The following is a 17393-nucleotide window of genomic DNA, read 5'->3' as shown; positions in this document are numbered from 1 at the left end:
CTAACTCGCGGCGGGACCGGAGCCGCGGAAATCGTGCTGCCGCCATGCCTCGTACACGGCGATCGAGGCCGTGTTGGTGAGGTTGAGCGAGCGCGAGGTCGGCAGCATGGGCAGGCGAACCCGTTCGGTGATCCGCTCGTCGGCCAGCACGTCGTCCGGCAGGCCCACCGACTCGGGTCCGAACAGCAGCACGTCGCCCTCGGCGTAGGAGACGTCGGTGTGCCTGCTGCGCGCCCGCGTCGTGAACGCGTAGACGTGCACCGGGTCCAGAGCCTCCCAGGCGGCGGCGAGGTCGCGGTGGACCCGGACGTGTGCGAGGTCGTGGTAGTCGAGGCCGGCGCGACGGAGGTAGCGGTCCTCCAGCGAGAACCCGAGCGGCTCGATCAGGTGCAGTTCGCAGCCGGTGTTGGCAGCCAGCCGGATCGCGTTGCCGGTGTTGCCTGGAATCTCGGGGTGGAAGAACACGATCCGGAACACGGGCCGATTCTCTCGTGCCGCGCTCGTGCGGTCGCGCCGGGTGGTCCCGGCCGGCTCACCGGTCACCGGTCCCTGCCGCAGCGTGGCAGGAAGCGAGCGGATAACCTCGGCGCAGCAGGAACACGCATCGCGGCATGAGGAGTAATCACGTGGGACGGTCCGTTCTGGTCACGGGCGGCAATCGCGGTATCGGTCTGGCGATCGCGCGGGAGCTCGCCGACGCGGGCCACCGGGTGGCGGTGACCCACCGCGGTTCCGGCGCCCCGGAGGGGCTGTTCGGCGTGCAGGCGGACGTCACCGACACCGAGCAGGTGGACACCGCGTTCAAGCAGGTCGAGGAACACCAGGGTCCGGTGGAGGTACTGGTGTCCAACGCCGGCGTCACCGACGACACGCTCCTGATGCGCATGAGCGAGGAGCAGTTCACCCGGGTTCTCGACGCCAACCTGACCGGTGCCTACCGCGTGGCCAAGCGCGCGTCGCGGGGCATGCTGCGCGCGAAGTGGGGCCGGTTCGTGTTCATCTCCTCGGTCATCGGCCTGATCGGGGGAGCGGGACAGGTGAACTACGCCGCCAGCAAGGCCGGACTCGTGGGGCTCGCCCGCTCGCTGACCCGCGAACTCGGGTCGCGCAACATCACGGCCAACGTCGTGGCCCCCGGCTTCATCGTCACCGACATGACGAACGAACTGACCGACGAGCAGCGGGCCACTGCCCTGGAGCGGATCCCGGCGGCCCGTTACGGCGAGCCCGCCGAGGTGGCGCACGCCGTGCGGTTCCTCGCCTCCGACGAGGCCGCCTACGTCAACGGTGCCGTGCTGCCCGTGGACGGCGGCCTCGGCATGGGCCACTGAACTTCCCGCCTTTCCCACCACCCAACCCCGGAACTGGAGGACAGCTGTGTCCGGACTGCTCGAAGGCAAGCGCCTGCTCATCACGGGCGTGATCACCGACGCGTCGATCGCGTTCCACGCCGCGAAGACGGCGCAGGAACAGGGCGCACAGGTGGTGCTCACCGGTTTCGGGCGGATGTCCCTGGTCGAGCGCATCGCCAAGCGCCTGCCCGAGCCCGCGCCCGTGCTGGAACTCGACGTCCAGAACTCCGAGCACCTGGACACGCTGGCCGACCGGGTGCGGGAGCACGTCGACGGGCTCGACGGGGTGCTGCACTCGATCGCATACGCCCCGCCGACCTGCCTCGGCGCGCCGTTCATGGACGCTCCCGCCGAGGACGTCAGCACCGCGGTCGAGATCTCGGCGTACTCGTACAAGGCGCTCGCCGCCGCCGTGCTGCCGCTGCTGACCCGGGGCAGCTCGATCGTCGGCATGGACTTCGACGCCCGGATGGCGTGGCCCGCCTACAACTGGATGGGCGTGGCGAAGGCGGCGCTGGAGTCGGTCAACCGCTACCTGGCCCGCGACCTCGGTCCGCAGGGCATCCGGGTGAACCTCGTCGCGGCGGGCCCGGTGAAGACGATGGCCGCCAAGTCCATCCCCGGTTTCGTCGAACTGGAGGAGGGTTGGGGCGACCGGGCGCCACTCGGATGGGACACCACCGACCCCACCCCGGTCGCGAAGAGCATCTGCGCGCTGCTCTCGGACTGGCTGCCCGCCACCACGGGCTCGATGGTGTGGGTCGACGGCGGAGTGCACGCCACCGGACAGTGAGCCCCTGCTCGGGAGGGCGCCTCACAACGCGGTGAGCGCCCTCTCGACGACGTTCTCCATCGCCGTGCGGTCGAACCCGTTACGGGCGAGCACCCGCAGGCCACCGACGACGGCGTGCACGTACTCCGCCACCGCTTTGGGATCGGCATCGGGATCGATCTCGCCGTCGCGTTGCCCGCGCCTGACGACTTCGGTGTAGAGGGCGACCAGTTGCTCGCCGTGCCTGCGGAGGTCCTCGGTGATCACCGGGTCGCGACCGCCGAGTTCGCTGGCGGTGTTCACGGCGAAGCAGCCGCAGGCACCCGGTTGCGCCTCGTCCTCCACCACGCCCGCGAACACCGCGCGGAAGGTCTCGCGCGCGGACCTCTGCTCGTCGAACAACGCGCGGTAGTGCCGCATCGTGTCCTCGAAGTAGCGTTGCAAGGCGCGCCGGAACAGTGCGTGCTTGCTGCCGAAGGCGTTGTACACGCTGCTGCGACCGAGGCCGGTGGCCTCGCACAACTCCTGCGTCGAGGTGGCCTCGTAACCGGCGGTGCGGAAGGCGCGCAGCGCGCCTGCGACAGCCGTTCCCTCGTCGAACTCCCGCGGACGTGGCATACGACGACTTTACGTGCCCGGCAGTCCGGCCAGGCCGCGGTCCGCGGTGAGACGGGCGTCGCGACCGGTCGACCCCGCTCTGCGACGGCCGGGCGACGGCGGGAGGATGGGCGCGTGAACTACGACGCGTTGCTGTGGCTGTCGTTCGGTGGGCCCGAGGGACCGGACGACGTCATGCCGTTTCTGGAGAACGTCACCCGCGGCCGGGGTGTGCCGCCGGAGCGGCTCGCCGAGGTCGCCGAGCACTACCACCACTTCGGCGGGGTGTCCCCGATCAACCGGCTGAACCGCGAGGCCATCGCGGCGGTCGAGCGAGAACTGGCCGCGCAGGGGCTCGACCTGCCCGTCTACTTCGGAAACCGCAACTGGCATCCCATGGTGGAGGACACCGTGGAGCGGATGGCCGCGGACGGTGTCGAGCGCGCCCTCGTGTTCGCCACCAGCGCCTACGGCGGCTACTCGGCGTGCCGACAGTACGACGAGGACATCCTGCGGGCCCGCGCCGCCGTCGGGCAGAGGGCACCGCAACTGGTGAAGTTGCGTCAGTTCTTCGACCACCCGCTGTTCGTCGAGGCCGTCGCCGACGCCGTCCGTGCGGCGTACGAGCAGGTGGGCGACCCCGGGGCGCGGCTGGTCTTCACTGCGCACTCGGTGCCGACGGCGGCCGACGCCGCGTCCGGGCCGCCCGAGGAGGGCGGCAACCGCTACTCCCGCCAGGTCGCCGAGGCGTCACGACTGGTGGCCGAGCAGGTGGGCGCCGAAGCGTACGACGTCGTGTGGCAGTCGCGGTCCGGTCCGCCGCAGGTGCCGTGGCTGGAGCCGGACATCGTAGACCACATCGAGGCGCTGCACGGCGACGGCGTGCGCGCGGTGGTGTGCTGCCCGATCGGGTTCGTCTCCGACCACCTCGAAGTGATCTGGGACCTCGACAACGAGGCCGCGGACAAGGCCGCCGAGCTCGGTATGGGTTTCGCTCGTTCGGCCACGCCGAACGCCGACCCGAGGTTCGCGCGGCTCGTCGTCGAGCTGGTGCGTGAGCAGACGGAGAACGCACCGGTGCGCAAGCTGTCCACCCTCGTCGCGGGGGGCGACACCGCCAACGGAGCGCCTTGCGCGACCCGCTGCTGCGAACCCGCCAAGCGCCCCGTGGCGGCCGAACCTCAGAACGCGTAGGTCCGCGCCACCGCGACGACGTCGCCGTCCTCCCGCGTACCCGCGACCACGTGTGGTGGGCGCGGGAGGAACCCGGGGACCACGTCCAGACCGCGGGTTTCGTCGATGGCGGTGACCCGTAACTGGTCGCCCGGTGCGGTACGCACGGTCAGTTCCACCCCCGAGGGCGGCAGGTCGCGGAACCGTACCTCGCCTGGCCAGGTGTTCGCCCTGATGCCGGTGACCTGGACCGTGGCCGGTGGTGCGGTTCCGGTGCGTGCCGTGACCTCGGTGATCGGCCGGTCGAACCTGAGGATCACAGAGGTGGCGTCGCGGACCGAATCGACGTGCAGGGTGAGTGTGTCCGCCGTACGTCCGGACACGGTCACGTCCGGTCCTTCGACGTCGATCACGGGCGCCGGACCGGTCCAGAGTTCACCTCGGGCGTAGCCGGGCGGCAGCCCTGAGGGGCCACGCTCGGCGACGTGCCGGCGCGTCCAGTCCGTCGGCTCCTGCTCGCCGCTCACCCACTTCGCCACGTCCGCATCGGCGTCGAGCACGTACGCGAGGTGTGAGCGGACGGGGTTCTCGCTGCCCGGCTCGTTCTCCACCAGGCCTGCGGCGACCGAGGCGACGACAAGGGGCACCGCGACCGCCGGTACTCCCAGCCGGGTGCCGAGGCCGGGGCGTTGTCCCGATTGCCGCAGGAACCAGTCGGCGAGCGGGAGCAGAGTGAGACCCCACACGGCCAGGAGCACGGCGGGAACGCCCGCGAGCGCGTACCCCATTCCGAGCAGGGCAGTGTGGGCCAGCGCGACGAGCACGGCGGTCGAGACCGCCGCTCCGACGACGAGTGAGATCACCGACCACAACGGACGTTTCCCCACGGCGAGCGCGATGATCGCCGCGAGTGCCGACACGATCGCGGGCACGGTGAACACGTAGGCCGCGCTCGGCGCGAACCACCCGAAGCCCACGCCGAGCAGAGCGGGCCAGCACAGCGCCCCCACGGTGAGCGCCGAGGGGCCCAGTCTCCCGCGCAGCGGGACGTACCACGTGAACAGGCTCGCGGCGGTGAGGACCAGCAGGGTGGCCTCGAAGGCAACGGGTTCGTGGAGCAGCCCGCCCATCAGGCTGTATCCGGGGCGCAGCGACACCAGAACCAGCCACAGCGCCTGAGCGCCCACAGCGGCGGCGACGATCGGCACGATGGCCGAGGCAGCGCCGAGCAGCATCCTCGGCACTGTGGCCAGCCTTCGGCGCCGGACGAGCCAGCCGAGGAACACCACCAACCCGCAGGCCCCCACCGCGAGGGGGACCGCCACGGTGTCCGGATACCGCACCGTGGTTCCCAGCAGCGGGAAGTAGGTCACGTCGTGGGTGGCTTCGATCGTGGTGAGGTCGGCGTCACCCAACGCGCGAGCCAGCGAGAGCATGGTGGTGCCGTGGTGTTGCAGGCTTGCCGGGTCGAGACGTTCCACGGTGTCCTGTGCGGTGTGGTAGCGCGACGCCTCGTGGAAGAACGCGAAGTTCAGCCCGGAGAAGCCTGCCCGTGTCAACGGTGTGAAGTCGGTGTTGTTGGGGAGCAGCCGGTACAGTTGCACCAGCGTGGAGTTGCCGCGAGCGTGGGGGACGACCTCGTGCACGGTCTTCACCAAGGTGGCGTTGCCGTCCGACGTCTCGAACAACGTCGAAGGGCCGCCGACGCCCCGCGCCTCGAAGTTCAGTACTACGCCGTCGCGCCTGGCGAGCGCGTGGTGCCGGACGAAGGCGTCGGCGCCCAGCGCGCCGTCCTCCTCGCCGTCGGTCAGCAGGACGACGAGGTCGTTGCGGAGCGGCTCGCCGCCGTGCACCAGTGCTCGTGCGGTTTCGAGAGCGGCAGCCACGGCCGCCCCGTCGTCGGCGGCACCCGGCCCCATCGCCGCCGAGTCGTGGTGTGCGGTGAGCACGACCACGCCCGTCGAGTCCGTACCGGGCAGCGTGGCGATGATGTTGTCCACCCGTCCGAACGTCGCGAGTCCGGCGGCGCGGCGGGTGCCTACGGAGCGTTGCACCTCCACGGACAGTCCGAGACCACGCAGTTGCCGCACGAGTTCGTCCTCGGTCTGGCGGCTCGCCTGGCTCCCTATGGGTCGGGCAGCGGTGGCGAGGTTGTGCAGGTGGTGAAGGGCGCGCTCGGCACTGAACACTTCGGGCGGGGCGTCCTCGCCCTTCGGTGGAGGGACGCTGCTGTCCGCGGCGACGGACACCCATGCCGCGAGCACCACGGCGAGCACTGCAAGAAACCCGGCGGCGATCCGCCGGGGAACATCGACCAGTCGTGCGATCACCCGGGTGACGTTATGAAGATCGCGGGCTCACTCCCATGGGGCCGACCGCACAAAGGGGTGTGGTTTACCGCAGAAATCGCGCGGCTGCCGTGGTCCTAGGACGTCTCGGACGTTCGGGCGAACAGCCGGACCGCCTCGTTCACGGCGGCACAGCGGGCCCGCCGTACCGCGTCGCCCAGCGGGCGCAGGGCCTCAGCTCTGCGCGCCGCCGCCGACGCCGACACCGCACCGCCCGGCTCGTCGGCCTGCGCGAGCCCGAGAATCGCCCCGATCTCCTCGGCGCGCTGCAGCACCCGCAGTGCCCGGCCCGGCATCCCGGGCGGCCACTCGGGACGTGGGCGGGAGCGCAGCCGCGCCGACAACTCCGCCCGCACGCCAGGGCGGTCGCGTGCCACGTCGAGAGCCCGCAGGGTTCCCGCGCTCTCGCGCACCGCCTCGGTGAGCCCGTGCTCGGCCTCGCCGAGCGGCACGTACTCGGGTGCGGGCGTCCCCGACAGCGGGTGGCCGGTCAGGGTGAACACCGTCCAGCGCCACAGCCCTTCGGCGACGTGCTGCGGCACCACGCCGAAGCCGAGGTCGGCGAACACGAGAGCCTCACCCGCCCGCAGGGCGGCCGAGGCGAACGGCCCGCCCGCGCCGAGACCGCGCACGTCGCCCGCGACCGGCAGCACCAGGCGGCCGTCGGTGGTTCCGAGCCGTCGCAGCGCACCCAGCAGCCGCGCGGGCGGGGCGGGGACCTCACCGCTCACCGGCACGTCGAACACCTCGGCGGTGGCCTCGTCGTGAGCCACCACCTCGTGGGCCTCCCCCCACGCGCCGAGAGCGTCGAGCACGTCGTCGGAGGCGGCGGCGCCGGACAGCCAGGCGGAGGACCACACGGCGAGAGTCGCACTGGGACAACACACGAGGCCCGAGCCTACCCGGACCGGGGCCACGTCGACGTGTGGCGGAACCGGCAGTAGCGTCGTCGCTGTGACGTCTCAGGAGTCCCCGTTCCGTCCCCAGCCGCCCGCCGACCTGCCCCGCACCGCAGGAGAGCTGCGGGCCGCCGGGTACCGGCCCCGGAGTGTGAAGTCCGAGGTCCACGACAACCTGCTGGCCGCGCTGCGAGCCGGTGAGAACCCGTGGCCGGGAATCGTCGGCTTCTCCCGCACCGTGCTGCCGCAGCTCGAACGCGCGCTGCTGGCCGGGCACGACGTGATCCTGCTCGGTGAGCGGGGCCAGGGCAAGACCCGGGTGCTGCGAACCCTCGCCGGTCTGCTCGACGAGTGGACGCCCGTCATCGAGGGGTCCGAGCTCGCCGAACACCCGCTCGCGCCCATCACCCCCGTCTCGCGGCGCCGCGCCGACGAACTCGGCGACGAGCTGCCGGTGGCGTGGGTGCACCGGTCGGCGCGCTACACCGAGAAACTCGCCACGCCGGACACCTCCGTCGGTGACCTCATCGGCGACGTCGATCCGGTGCGCGTCGCCGAAGGCCGTAGTCTCGGCGATCCGGAGACGATCCACTACGGGCTCGTGCCCAGGGCCCATCGCGGTATCGTCGCCGTGAACGAACTGCCCGACCTCGCCGAGCGCATCCAGGTCGCCCTGTTGAACGTCATGGAGGAGCGGGACGTCCAGATTCGCGGTTACACGCTCCGGTTACCGCTCGACGTGCTCCTGGTCGCCACCGCCAACCCCGAGGACTACACGAACCGCGGGCGGATCATCACGCCGCTGAAGGACCGGTTCGGCGCCGAGGTGCGCACCCACTACCCGCTCGACGTCACCGCCGAGGTGGAGGTGGTGAAGCAGGAGGCCCGGCTGGTGGCCGAGGTCGGTGATCCGCTGCTGTCGGTGCTCGCCAGGTTCGTGCGGAACCTGCGCGCCTCGACTGTGGTGGACCAGCGGTCGGGCGTGTCGGCGCGGTTCGCCGTCGCCGCGGCCGAGACGGTGGCCGCCGCCGCACTGCGACGCTCCGCGCTCACCGGCGAGCAGCCCGCCGTCGCCCGGCCCGTCGACCTGGAAGCCGTACCCGGCGTGCTGCGCGGCAAGGTCGAGTTCGAACCGGGTGAGGAGGGGCGCGAGACCGAACATCTCACCCACCTGCTGCGGCGCGCCGTCGCCGAGACCGCCAGCGAGACCTTCGCGGGCCTTGACCTGCGTCCCCTCGCGGACACGGTGGCCGACGGGCACCTCGTCGCCACCGGCGAGCGGGTGACCGGAGCCGAGCTGCTCGCGGCACTGCCCGAACTGCCGGTCCTGCACGAGGTGGCGCAGCGGGCGGGCGTGTCGGCCGACGACCCCGCCCCCCGCATCGCGGCGGGCGTCGAACTCGCCCTGGAAGCGCTGTACCTGGCCCGCCGCGTCGCCAAGGACGCCGACGGTGCCACCACGGTGTACGGCCCGTGACCGAGGGGAGAGGGGCATGACCCTTCCCGAGTCCTATTCGTACGGTCCCTACCACGGCGGGCCCGATCCACTCGCCCCGCCGACCGACCTGCGCGAGGCGGTCGACGAGATCGGCTCCGACGTCATGTCGGGCGCGTCCCCACGGTCGGCGCTCGACGAGCTGCTACGTCGTGGCACCCGGTCGACCCCGGGCCTGGACGAGCTGACGCGGCGCCTGTGGCAACGCCGTTCGGAGATCCAGCGCAGGCACCGGCTCGACGGCACACTGCAGGAGGTGCGGCGGCTGCTCGACGAGGCCGTGGCGGCCGAACGGCGCGCCGCGTTCGCCGATCCGTCCGACGAGGCCCGGTTCCGGGAAGCCCAGCTCGACGCCCTGCCCTCCGGCACGGCCGCCGCCGTGAGCGAACTCGCCGACTACGAGTGGGTCACCGAGACCGGGCGACGCGACTACGAGCGCATCCGCGAACTCCTGGGACAGCAGTTGTTGCGGTCGCGGTTCGAGGGGATGGCCGAGGCGCTGCGGTCGACGTCCCCGGAGGACGTGGAGCGCGTCAACCGCATGCTGGCCGACCTGAACGCGTTGCTCGCCGCGCACGCCCAGGGCTTCGGCGACGTGGAACAGCGGTTCGCCGAGTTCATGCGCAGGCACGGCGAGTTCTTCCCGGAGAATCCCCGGAACATCGAGGAGCTGATCGACGTGCTCGCCGCTCGCTCCGCGGCGGCTCAGCGGATGCTGAACTCGATGACGCCGGAGCAGCGACAGGAGTTGGCCGAGCTGTCGCAGCAGGCGTTCGGGGACCCCCGCATCGCCCAGCAGCTGTCCCAGCTCGACGAGTCGCTCCGTGCCCTGCGGCCCCGGCAGGACTGGACATCGTCCGCCCGGTTCCGGGGGAACGACCCGCTGGGCCTGGCCGACGGCGCCCGGGCGATGACCGATCTCTCCGAACTGGACGCGTTGGCCGAGCAGCTCTCCCAGGGCTATCCCGGTGCGAGGCTCGAGGACATCGACGTCGAGGCGCTGCGACGGCAACTCGGCCCCGACGCCGCCGTCGCCGCGCGCAGGCTCTCCGAACTGGAGCGCGAACTGCGGGAACAGGGGATGTTCGAACACGCCCCCGACGGGGCACTGCGGCTCACGCCGAGGGCGCTGCGCAGGCTCGGGGAGACCGCGCTCGCCGACGTCGTCCGTTCCCTGCGCACCCGGACCGGTCGGCGCGACACCGCGTCGGCGGGTGCGGCGGGGGAGCCCACCGGGTCCACCCGGCCGTGGGAGTTCGGGGACAGCGAACCGTGGGCCGTCCCGCAGACGGTGCGCAACGCCGTGCTGCGCACGGCAGCGGCCGACGGCTCCGGACGAGTCCGGCTCGACGTGTCCGACGTGGAGGTCACCGAGACCGAACACCGCGCCAGGGCGGCGGTGGCGCTGTGTGTGGACACGTCGTGGTCGATGGTGGCGGAAGGCCGGTGGCTTCCCATGAAGCGAACGGCGCTGGCGCTGCACCATCTGGTCTCGACCCGGTTCCGCGGTGACGCGCTGGAGGTCGTGACGTTCGGCCGCTACGCGCAGTCGGTGCGGATCGGCGAGCTCGTGGGCCTGGAGGGCACCTGGGAACAGGGCACCAACGCCCACCACGCGCTGCTGCTCGCCGAACGCCACCTCAGGCGTCATCCCGGCGCCACGCCCGTGGTCCTGCTGGTCACGGACGGGGAACCGACGGCGCACCTCGAACCCGACGGCGTGGCCGAGTTCGCCTACCCTCCCAGTCCTCGCACGCTGGGGAAGACACTGTCCGAGGTGGACCGGATCGCGAAGCTGGGTGCGGCGTTCACCGTGTTCCGCCTGGGCGACGAGGAGAGACTGGCGGCGTTCGTGGACCTGTTGGCACGCCGGGCCGGCGGCCGGGTCGTGGCGCCCGATCCCGACGGCCTCGGCGCGGCGGTCGTGGGGGACTACCTCCGGCACCGCCGAACCCGCTGACCCCGTGTCCGCAGCCTGTGCACGCGTGCCCGCACTTCTCGTGCGCGTGTTCGCACTTCCCGGACGCGGCTTCCCGCTCGGTGCGTCAGCCGTGGACACCGAGGCGGGTGGCTGACACGAAATTCGAGTGTGGCCGTCCGGCAGCGCTTGTAGGGTGCACCGCGTGCCGATCTGGCTTCTCGTCCTGGGGGCGGGTGCGCTCGTCTTCTACACCGACGACTACGTCATCGCAGGCGTCATCCCGGAGATCGCCGGCGACCTCGGTGTGAGCGCCGCGAAGGCAGGGCAGTTGGTGACGGCTTTCTCGTTGACCGTCGCGATCGCCTCACCGGTCATCGCGGTCGGTGCCGCACGCGTTCCAGGCCGTGCGTTGCTGGGGGCGGCGGCGGTGGTGTTCACGGCCGCCAACGTGCTGGCCGCGCTGGCTCCCGGGTATCCGCTGCTGTTGGCCCTGCGGGTGCTCGCCGCTCTGGCGGCCGCCGCCGCGACACCGGTGTTGTTCGGCACGGCGGCCTCCCTCGCGCCGCCCGAGCGCGTGGGCCGTTACGTCGCGGTGGTGGCCTTCGGGGTGACCGGTGCGATCGCGGTGGGTGTGCCCGTGGGCACGTGGGTCGGCGGAGCGTTCGGGTGGCGAGCCACGTTCGCTCTCATGGCCGTCGCAGGGGCGGTCTTCGGGGCGGCGGCCGTTCTCGTGCTTCCGCGCCAGAAGGGTGTGCGGGAGGCACTGCCGGTGCGGCGCCAGCTCGCCATCCTGGCCCGGCCTGCCGTGTCCCTCGGGCTCGCCGCGAACCTCGTTCTCATGCTCGGCTCGATGATGGTGCTGACCTACCTCGCGCCGTACGTCGGGGCACTGGCGGACGCCGGACCGGGGGAGCGCGGCGTGCTCTTCGCGGTGTCGGGGATAGCGGGGATGGTCGGGATCTGGGCGGGAGGTGCGGCGACCGACCGATGGGGTCCTGACCGGACCCTGGTCGCCGGTGTGGCGGCGTTCGTGGCTTCGATGGCGGCGCTGCTCGCGCTGTGGCCGTGGCGCCCGGCCTCACTCGCGGTGTTGCTGCCGGTGGTGGCGGTGTGGGGCGGCGCGGCTTTCTGGAACTCCCCCGCGGTGCAGGCGCGTCTTCACATGTTGTCGGGTCCGGTCGCCACGCAGGCGCTCGCACTCAACACGTCAGGCACGTATCTCGGCGTAGCGGCGGGAGGCGCGATCGGCGGCGCCGTGCTCGGCGCCGGTGGCCTGGCCCAGCTTCCCGTGGTGGTGGCGGCAGCAGGGCTGGTGGCGTTGGGGTTGTTCGTCGCGGCACGGCGATCCGCGAGACAGACGTCAACTTTGGGTTGACGGACGAGTGGTCGTCAACCTAATGTTGACGCATGTCGGAAAACGTAGTCACCATCAGGCTCGACGACCTCATCGATGCGATCAAGAAGACGCGCACCGACGTGCTCGAGCAGCTGTCGGACGCCGTGCTGCTGGCCGACCATCTCGGCGAAGTGGCGGACCACCTCATCGGCCACTTCGTCGACCAGGCGCGGCGGTCGGGTGCGTCCTGGACCGACATCGGCAAGAGCATGGGCGTGAGCAAGCAGGCGGCGCAGAAACGGTTCGTCCCGAAGGCCGAGCCGCTGACACTCGACCCGTCCGAGGGGTTCCAGCGTTTCACTCCCCGAGCGCGAAGCGTGATCATGGCGGCGCACGAGGAGGCTCGGACCGCGGGCAACCTTGTGATCACGCCGGCGCACCTCGCGCTCGGGCTCCTCAGTGAGCCGAAGTCGATCGCGGCCATCGTCCTCGGTGAACAGGGCGTGACCCCTGAGGCCGTGCGCGAGGCGATGACCGCGGTACTGCCGGAGCGGCAGAGCGACGTCCCCGAACTCATTCCCTACGACCAGGACGCCCGCAAGATCCTCGAGCTGACGTTGCGGCAGGCCCTCCGGCTGGGGCACAACTACGTCGGCACCGAGCACATCCTGCTGGCGCTGCTGGACGGCGAGAACGGCACCGGACCGCTCTCCGGGCTCGGTCTCGAGAGGGAGTCGGTCGAGCAGGCCGTCGCTGCCCATCTGAAAGCCGCAACGGTGGCGGCCACGGACTGAGGGGCCCGGCGCAACGTCGCCCCTCCCGGTGTGTCCGCAGCCTGTGCGCGTGTTCGCGTCACACGCTGCGGACACGGCGTCAGGGGGCTTGCACCAGACCCGAGCCCACGTCGGTGGACGGCAGCGGCAGGCGGCGTGCCGACTGCCCGAGCCGGGCCCAGAGTTCCCAGGCGCGGGCACCGTGCTTCTCGGCGATCAGCGCCGCCACCCCCGCTACGTGCGGGGTTGCCATGCTGGTGCCGCTGATCGCCTTGTACTTCTCGGGCAGCGTCCAGCTCGAGTGGATGTTCACGCCAGGTCCGACGAGGTCGACGGCACCGTTCGGATCGACCGTGCCGCACGAGAAGTTGGCTACCGCCATCGAGGCGTCGACGGCTCCCACGGCGAGCACCGAGGGGCAGTTCGCCGGATGGCTCACCGGGGCCACGACCCCTCCAGCACGGTCACTCTCGTTGCCGGCCGCGGCGATGATCAGCGTGTTCCGCCTCATGGCGCGCCGGGCGATCGTCTCGAACGTCTCCGAGTGTGGTTGGCCGGGCCGGGTGGGGGAGCCCAGGGACAGGGACACCACCGCGCAACCGCTGCTGACCGCCCATGCGATCCCGGAGAGGATGTCGCCGTCGGTGCCGGTGCCCGCGTTGCTCAGTACCTTGCCGGCGTAGATCTCCGCCTCGTGGGCGACGCCGTAGCCCGGACCTTCCACGGCGGTGCGCGGCCCGCACGCCGTGCCGATGCAGTGGGTGCCGTGGCCGTGCCCGTCGGCGACGTCCTCACCGTCCACGAAGGACCGCGCCTCGACCTCCCGGTCGGCGAAGTCCGGATGGTCGACGGCGAACCCCGTGTCGAGCACCGCCACCCGGATCCCGGCGCCGGTGGCCGCGCTCGCCTGGGCTCCGACGGCCCGCACTCCCCAGGCCAGTTGGGCCTCGGCGAGGCTGGGGCCGCGAGCCTGCGTGGTGTCCTCGCCGCTCTCTTCCGGCTCCACCGGCGGAGCGGAGTAGGCCCTCACCCTTCGCTCCGGCTCCACCCGTGCCAGCGGTCCGCGTTCGGTGGTGGCGCGCAGCAGCGCGTCGGCCTGGTCGCGTGCCGCTGTGACCACCGCGACCCCGAGGTCGTGCAGCAGCAACCCGTCGGCGCCGCTCAGTGCGTCGGCGGTACGGAAGCTGGTGACGTCGGCCGTGCTGGCCGCCCGGACTCCCGCGACGCGCGCCATCGTGCGCAGCGCCGCCGCGGCGGAGTCCTCCTGCAACAACACCAGGTAGCGGCCGGTTTCCGTGCCACCGTCGCCGGCGGTGTTCGTCGTGGTCATGACGCACCCCTTCCTCTCGGCGGACCTCGGTGCCCGTGTGGGCTCCTCCGTCACAGCCTATGTGGGAAACGTCACCATGTCGTTACTCTATGTGGGTTGACTTGTCACTTTGTGTATTCACTCCGGGGTGTGGCGATGACCCGGGCGCCGCGTGCGGGCACCATCGTGACGTTGCGGGGCTTGGCGCGTTCAGGGCGGGGGCGGTCCGTCGTGATGTGGTGTCGCGCCAGTACCGCACGCAGCATGACGACCGACTCGAGCAGGGAGAAGCCCGCGCCGAGACACCGGCGGACCCCGCCGCCGAACGGGAACCAGGTGCCGGCCGCGGGTCCGTTGCCGAGGAACCGTTCCGGCCGGAACCGCCGCGGGTCGGGGTGGTGCCCGGGGTCGGCGTGGACCAGTGAGATGGACGGCATCACCGTGTGCCCGGCCGGGATGCGCACATCTCCGATCTGGATGTCCCGGGTGACCCTGCGAGCCACCTCCGAGACCACCGGATGCAGGCGCATGGCCTCCTTGACGACGGCTTCGAGGTACTTCTCGTCACCGTCGTCGGCCGCGCGGGTGGCCTTCGCGAGTTCGGCGGGGTCGCGGGCGAGTTCGTGCAGCGTCCACGCCAGCGCCGTGGCCGTGGTCTCGTGCCCCGCCAGGAGCAGGGTGACGAGCTGGTCGCGCAACTCGGCGTCGGTCAGTGCCCGCTCGTCCGGGCCGGTGGAGACGGTGAGCAGGCGGGAGAGCACGTCGCGACGTCGGTCGAGGTCGGTGGCGTGCCGGCGCTCGGCGATCTCCGCATACAGAAGCTGGTCGACCCGGCGTTGCGCGAGGGCGTAACTCCGCCACGGCCGCATGTTCTGCAGGCGAGGGTTGTACCAGCCGATCAGTTCGATGGGGCCGACGTCGACGACACGCCGCAGCAGGTGGCGCAGCTCGTCGAGCCGGGGCCCCTCGGCGACGCCGAACACGACACGCAGGATCACCTCCAACGTCAACGTCTGCATCCGCGCGTGTGCCGAGAACGGGTGGTTCGCGGGCCAGCGCCGTACCTCCGCCTCGGCCAGTTCGGCGATCATGTCGCGGTAGCCGCGCAGCGAGGCGCCGTTGAACGCGGGCATCAGCAGTTTGCGTGCCCGCAGGTGCACGTTCTCGTCGGTGAGCAGGACGGAGTGCTCACCCATCGCCGGTTTGAGGACGGCGTTGCCCTCGCCCGCGTGGAAGACGGAGGCCGGGCCTGCGAACACGGCGCGGATGTGTTCGATGTCGGAGAGGAGGACGACCGACCGCTCGGGGTAGATGCGCAGGCGGACGATGTCGCCGTACCGGCGTCGGAGGAGTGGGAGCCAGTACTGCCGGAACGCACCGAACAACACGGTCTGGACGGGCAGGGGGAGGCGGGGGCCGGAGGGTTCGCGAGTCGCCGCGAGGTCGTCGAGCCGCAGGACTGGCTGTGTGATGTCGGTCGCCATGGCGGTTTTATACGCCCGTATAGATCCGCTGTCCAGAGCATGTCGTACGCTCGCGGCGTGGGCCACCGGCAAGACCTGCTCGCCGCCGCGCGGCGGCTGTTACGTACCAAGGGGTACGCGCGTATCACGGCTCGTGACCTCGTGGCCGAGTCGGGTACCAACCTGGCCTCCATCGGTTACCACTTCGGCTCGAAGGAAGGGCTTCTCAACGAGGCCATCGGCGAGGCGGTCGAGGAGTGGACGGAGCAGCTCGCCCGTGTGGCGATGGCCGATCCCGCCGCCACCACCGCGGAACGCGGTTTCTCGGCGTGGTCGGCGATGCTCGGCGGGATGGGGGCCCGGCGCGAACTCGTCGTGTCGTACCTGGAGGCGCTGGCGCAGGCCGAACGTGATCCCGCGCTGCGGGCGCAGTTCGCGCGGCAGTACCGACGTTGCCGGGCCCGGGTCGCCGAGCTCGTCGCGGAGTCACTCGGTGACGGCACCACCCCCGACGACCCTCGGGTGAGGGCGGTCGCCGGATTCGTCATCGCCGTGTGCGACGGTCTGGCCGTGCAGTGGGTGCTCGACCCGGAGGAAGTGCCCGCCGGTGCCGAGTTACGGCAGGGTGTGGAGCGCGTCTGGGGGCCTGACCACCACGCGGAACGGTGACGGACGAGCGCGCATAGGGTTGAGGCTATGCAGACTTGGTCCTCGGTCGCCGTACCCCGTGTCCCCGGAACCCCTCGCCCCCTGCGGCTTCATGACACGGCAACCGGCCAGCTCCGGCCCACCGCTCCGGGCCGCCTCGCCCGGATGTACGTCTGTGGCATCACGCCCTACGACGCCACCCACCTGGGCCACGCCGCGACCTATCTGGCTTTCGACCTGATCCACCGGCTCTGGCTGGACGCCGGGCACGACGTGCACTACGTGCAGAACGTCACCGACATCGACGACCCGCTGCTGGAACGGGCCGAGCGGGACTCCGACGACTGGGTCGTGCTCGCGTTGCGGGAGACCGCGCTGTACCGCGAGGACATGGAGGCGCTGCGGGTGCTGCCGCCGCAGGACTTCGTCGGCGCCGTCGAGAGCATCCCGGAGATCGTCGAGGTGATCGAGAAGCTGCTGGCCAGTGGTGCCGCGTACCGGGTCGACGATCCGGAGTACCCGGACGTGTACTTCGACCGCTCGTACACGGGCCGGTTCGGCTACGAGTCCCGCTACGACGAGGAGACCATGCGCGCGCTCTTCCCCGAGCGAGGCGGGGACCCCGAGCGGCCGGGCAAGCGCGACCCGCTCGACGCCCTGCTGTGGCGTGCCGCGCGGCCGGGGGAGCCGTTCTGGGAGTCGAGCCTCGGGCGTGGACGTCCGGGCTGGCACATCGAGTGCAGCGCCATCGCGCTCAACCGCCTGGGCATCGGCTTCGACGTGCAGGGCGGTGGTTCGGACCTCGCCTTCCCGCACCACGAGTTCAGCGCCGCCCACGCCGAGGCGCTCGCGGGTGAGCATCCGTTCGCGCGGCACTACGTGCACGCCGGGATGATCGGGCTCGACGGCGAGAAGATGTCGAAGTCGAAGGGCAACCTGGTCTTCGTCTCGCGGCTGCGGGCGGACGGGGTCGACCCGTCGGCCATCCGGCTGGCCCTGTTCGCGGGCCACTACCGCTCCGACCGCGCGTGGACGGGCGAACTGCTGGCGCAGGCCGAGGCACGGCTGGCGCGGTGGCGGGAGGCGGTGGCCGCCGCGTCCGGCCCCGACGCCGAGTCCACGGTCGACCGCCTCCGCGACCACCTCGCCGACGACCTCGACACACCGAGGGCGCTGGCTGCCGTCGACGCGTGGGCCGACGAGACGCTGCGGCACGGGGGGCCGAGCGAGTCGGCACCCGCGCTGGTGCGGTCCGCCGTCGACTCACTGCTCGGTGTGGTGCTGTAGCGTTCGGCGGATCTGTTAAC

At 71.5% G+C, this 17393-nt stretch carries 15 protein-coding genes; 9 read left to right on the top strand and 6 right to left on the bottom strand.

From position 1 onward, the window contains the following. A complete protein-coding gene (locus SACCYDRAFT_RS14390; protein ID WP_043536501.1) occupies positions 1–477 on the bottom strand; it encodes a tRNA (cytidine(34)-2'-O)-methyltransferase in 477 nt (158 codons plus the stop codon). 149 nt (positions 478–626) lie between these two features. On the opposite strand from SACCYDRAFT_RS14390, the gene fabG reads away from it, so the two are divergent. Then, positions 627–1331, top strand: coding sequence for a beta-ketoacyl-ACP reductase (gene fabG / locus SACCYDRAFT_RS14385; protein ID WP_005457156.1), 705 nt, complete (start codon positions 627–629; stop codon positions 1329–1331). Positions 1332–1377: 46 nt separating this feature from the next. Then, positions 1378–2145: an enoyl-ACP reductase FabI gene (gene fabI / locus SACCYDRAFT_RS14380; protein WP_005457155.1), complete on the top strand. Its 768-nt coding sequence runs from the start codon at positions 1378–1380 to the stop codon at positions 2143–2145. Positions 2146–2166: 21 nt separating this feature from the next. Here fabI and SACCYDRAFT_RS14375 read toward each other — a convergent pair whose 3' ends face one another. Further along, positions 2167–2742 carry a TetR/AcrR family transcriptional regulator gene (locus tag SACCYDRAFT_RS14375; RefSeq protein WP_005457153.1) on the bottom strand — a complete coding sequence of 192 codons (576 nt, stop codon included), beginning with the start codon at positions 2740–2742 and terminating at the stop codon, positions 2167–2169. A gap of 114 nt (positions 2743–2856) precedes the next feature. On the opposite strand from SACCYDRAFT_RS14375, the gene SACCYDRAFT_RS14370 reads away from it, so the two are divergent. After that, positions 2857–3915 carry a ferrochelatase gene (locus tag SACCYDRAFT_RS14370; protein ID WP_005457151.1) on the top strand — a complete coding sequence of 353 codons (1059 nt, stop codon included), beginning with the start codon at positions 2857–2859 and terminating at the stop codon, positions 3913–3915. Here the strand turns inward: SACCYDRAFT_RS14370 and SACCYDRAFT_RS14365 are convergent. Both SACCYDRAFT_RS14365 and SACCYDRAFT_RS14360 read right to left on the bottom strand, forming a co-directional pair. Further along, entirely contained in the window at positions 3903–6224 is a 2322-nt protein-coding gene (locus SACCYDRAFT_RS14365) for a M20/M25/M40 family metallo-hydrolase (protein WP_043536498.1), read from the bottom strand. The genes SACCYDRAFT_RS14370 and SACCYDRAFT_RS14365 overlap by 13 nt on opposite strands. Positions 6225–6319: 95 nt before the next feature. Further along, positions 6320–7129 carry a hypothetical protein gene (locus SACCYDRAFT_RS14360; RefSeq protein WP_005457148.1) on the bottom strand — a complete coding sequence of 270 codons (810 nt, stop codon included), beginning with the start codon at positions 7127–7129 and terminating at the stop codon, positions 6320–6322. A 67-nt stretch (positions 7130–7196) separates the two neighbouring features. Here SACCYDRAFT_RS14360 and SACCYDRAFT_RS14355 point away from each other — a divergent pair, with 67 nt between their 5' ends. The 4 genes from SACCYDRAFT_RS14355 (at position 7197) to SACCYDRAFT_RS14340 (ending at position 12687) form a co-directional block, all read left to right on the top strand. After that, complete coding sequence (locus SACCYDRAFT_RS14355; protein WP_005457147.1) at positions 7197–8618, top strand: ATP-binding protein; 1422 nt, start codon at positions 7197–7199, stop codon at positions 8616–8618. A gap of 16 nt (positions 8619–8634) precedes the next feature. Then, positions 8635–10596: a VWA domain-containing protein gene (locus tag SACCYDRAFT_RS14350; RefSeq protein ID WP_005457145.1), complete on the top strand. Its 1962-nt coding sequence runs from the start codon at positions 8635–8637 to the stop codon at positions 10594–10596. A gap of 163 nt (positions 10597–10759) precedes the next feature. Next, on the top strand, positions 10760–11932 hold the full coding sequence (locus tag SACCYDRAFT_RS14345; protein WP_005457143.1) for an MFS transporter: 1173 nt from the start codon (positions 10760–10762) through the stop codon (positions 11930–11932). 32 nt (positions 11933–11964) lie between these two features. Continuing rightward, complete coding sequence (locus SACCYDRAFT_RS14340) at positions 11965–12687, top strand: Clp protease N-terminal domain-containing protein (RefSeq protein WP_005457142.1); 723 nt, start codon at positions 11965–11967, stop codon at positions 12685–12687. Positions 12688–12766: 79 nt separating this feature from the next. On the opposite strand, the gene SACCYDRAFT_RS14335 is transcribed toward SACCYDRAFT_RS14340, so the two are convergent. Beyond that, positions 12767–13996: a S8 family serine peptidase gene (locus SACCYDRAFT_RS14335; protein WP_005457141.1), complete on the bottom strand. Its 1230-nt coding sequence runs from the start codon at positions 13994–13996 to the stop codon at positions 12767–12769. 104 nt (positions 13997–14100) lie between these two features. Continuing rightward, a complete protein-coding gene (locus tag SACCYDRAFT_RS14330) occupies positions 14101–15459 on the bottom strand; it encodes a cytochrome P450 (RefSeq protein ID WP_005457140.1) in 1359 nt (452 codons plus the stop codon). A 57-nt stretch (positions 15460–15516) separates the two neighbouring features. Between SACCYDRAFT_RS14330 and SACCYDRAFT_RS14325 the strand changes: the two genes are divergently transcribed. Both SACCYDRAFT_RS14325 and mshC read left to right on the top strand, forming a co-directional pair. Continuing rightward, positions 15517–16107 carry a TetR/AcrR family transcriptional regulator gene (locus tag SACCYDRAFT_RS14325; RefSeq protein WP_043537296.1) on the top strand — a complete coding sequence of 197 codons (591 nt, stop codon included), beginning with the start codon at positions 15517–15519 and terminating at the stop codon, positions 16105–16107. A 27-nt stretch (positions 16108–16134) separates the two neighbouring features. Continuing rightward, positions 16135–17373 (top strand): cysteine--1-D-myo-inosityl 2-amino-2-deoxy-alpha-D-glucopyranoside ligase, encoded by a 1239-nt coding sequence (gene mshC / locus SACCYDRAFT_RS14320; RefSeq protein ID WP_005457138.1) that lies wholly within the window; start codon positions 16135–16137, stop codon positions 17371–17373. Positions 17374–17393: the final 20 nt, after the last annotated feature.

Source organism: Saccharomonospora cyanea NA-134 (assembly GCF_000244975.1).
In the GTDB taxonomy this organism is placed as follows: Bacteria; Actinomycetota; Actinomycetes; order Mycobacteriales; family Pseudonocardiaceae; genus Saccharomonospora; species Saccharomonospora cyanea.
Note: the sequence above shows the minus strand (reverse complement) of the source record. Positions and strands in the feature narration are given on the sequence as shown.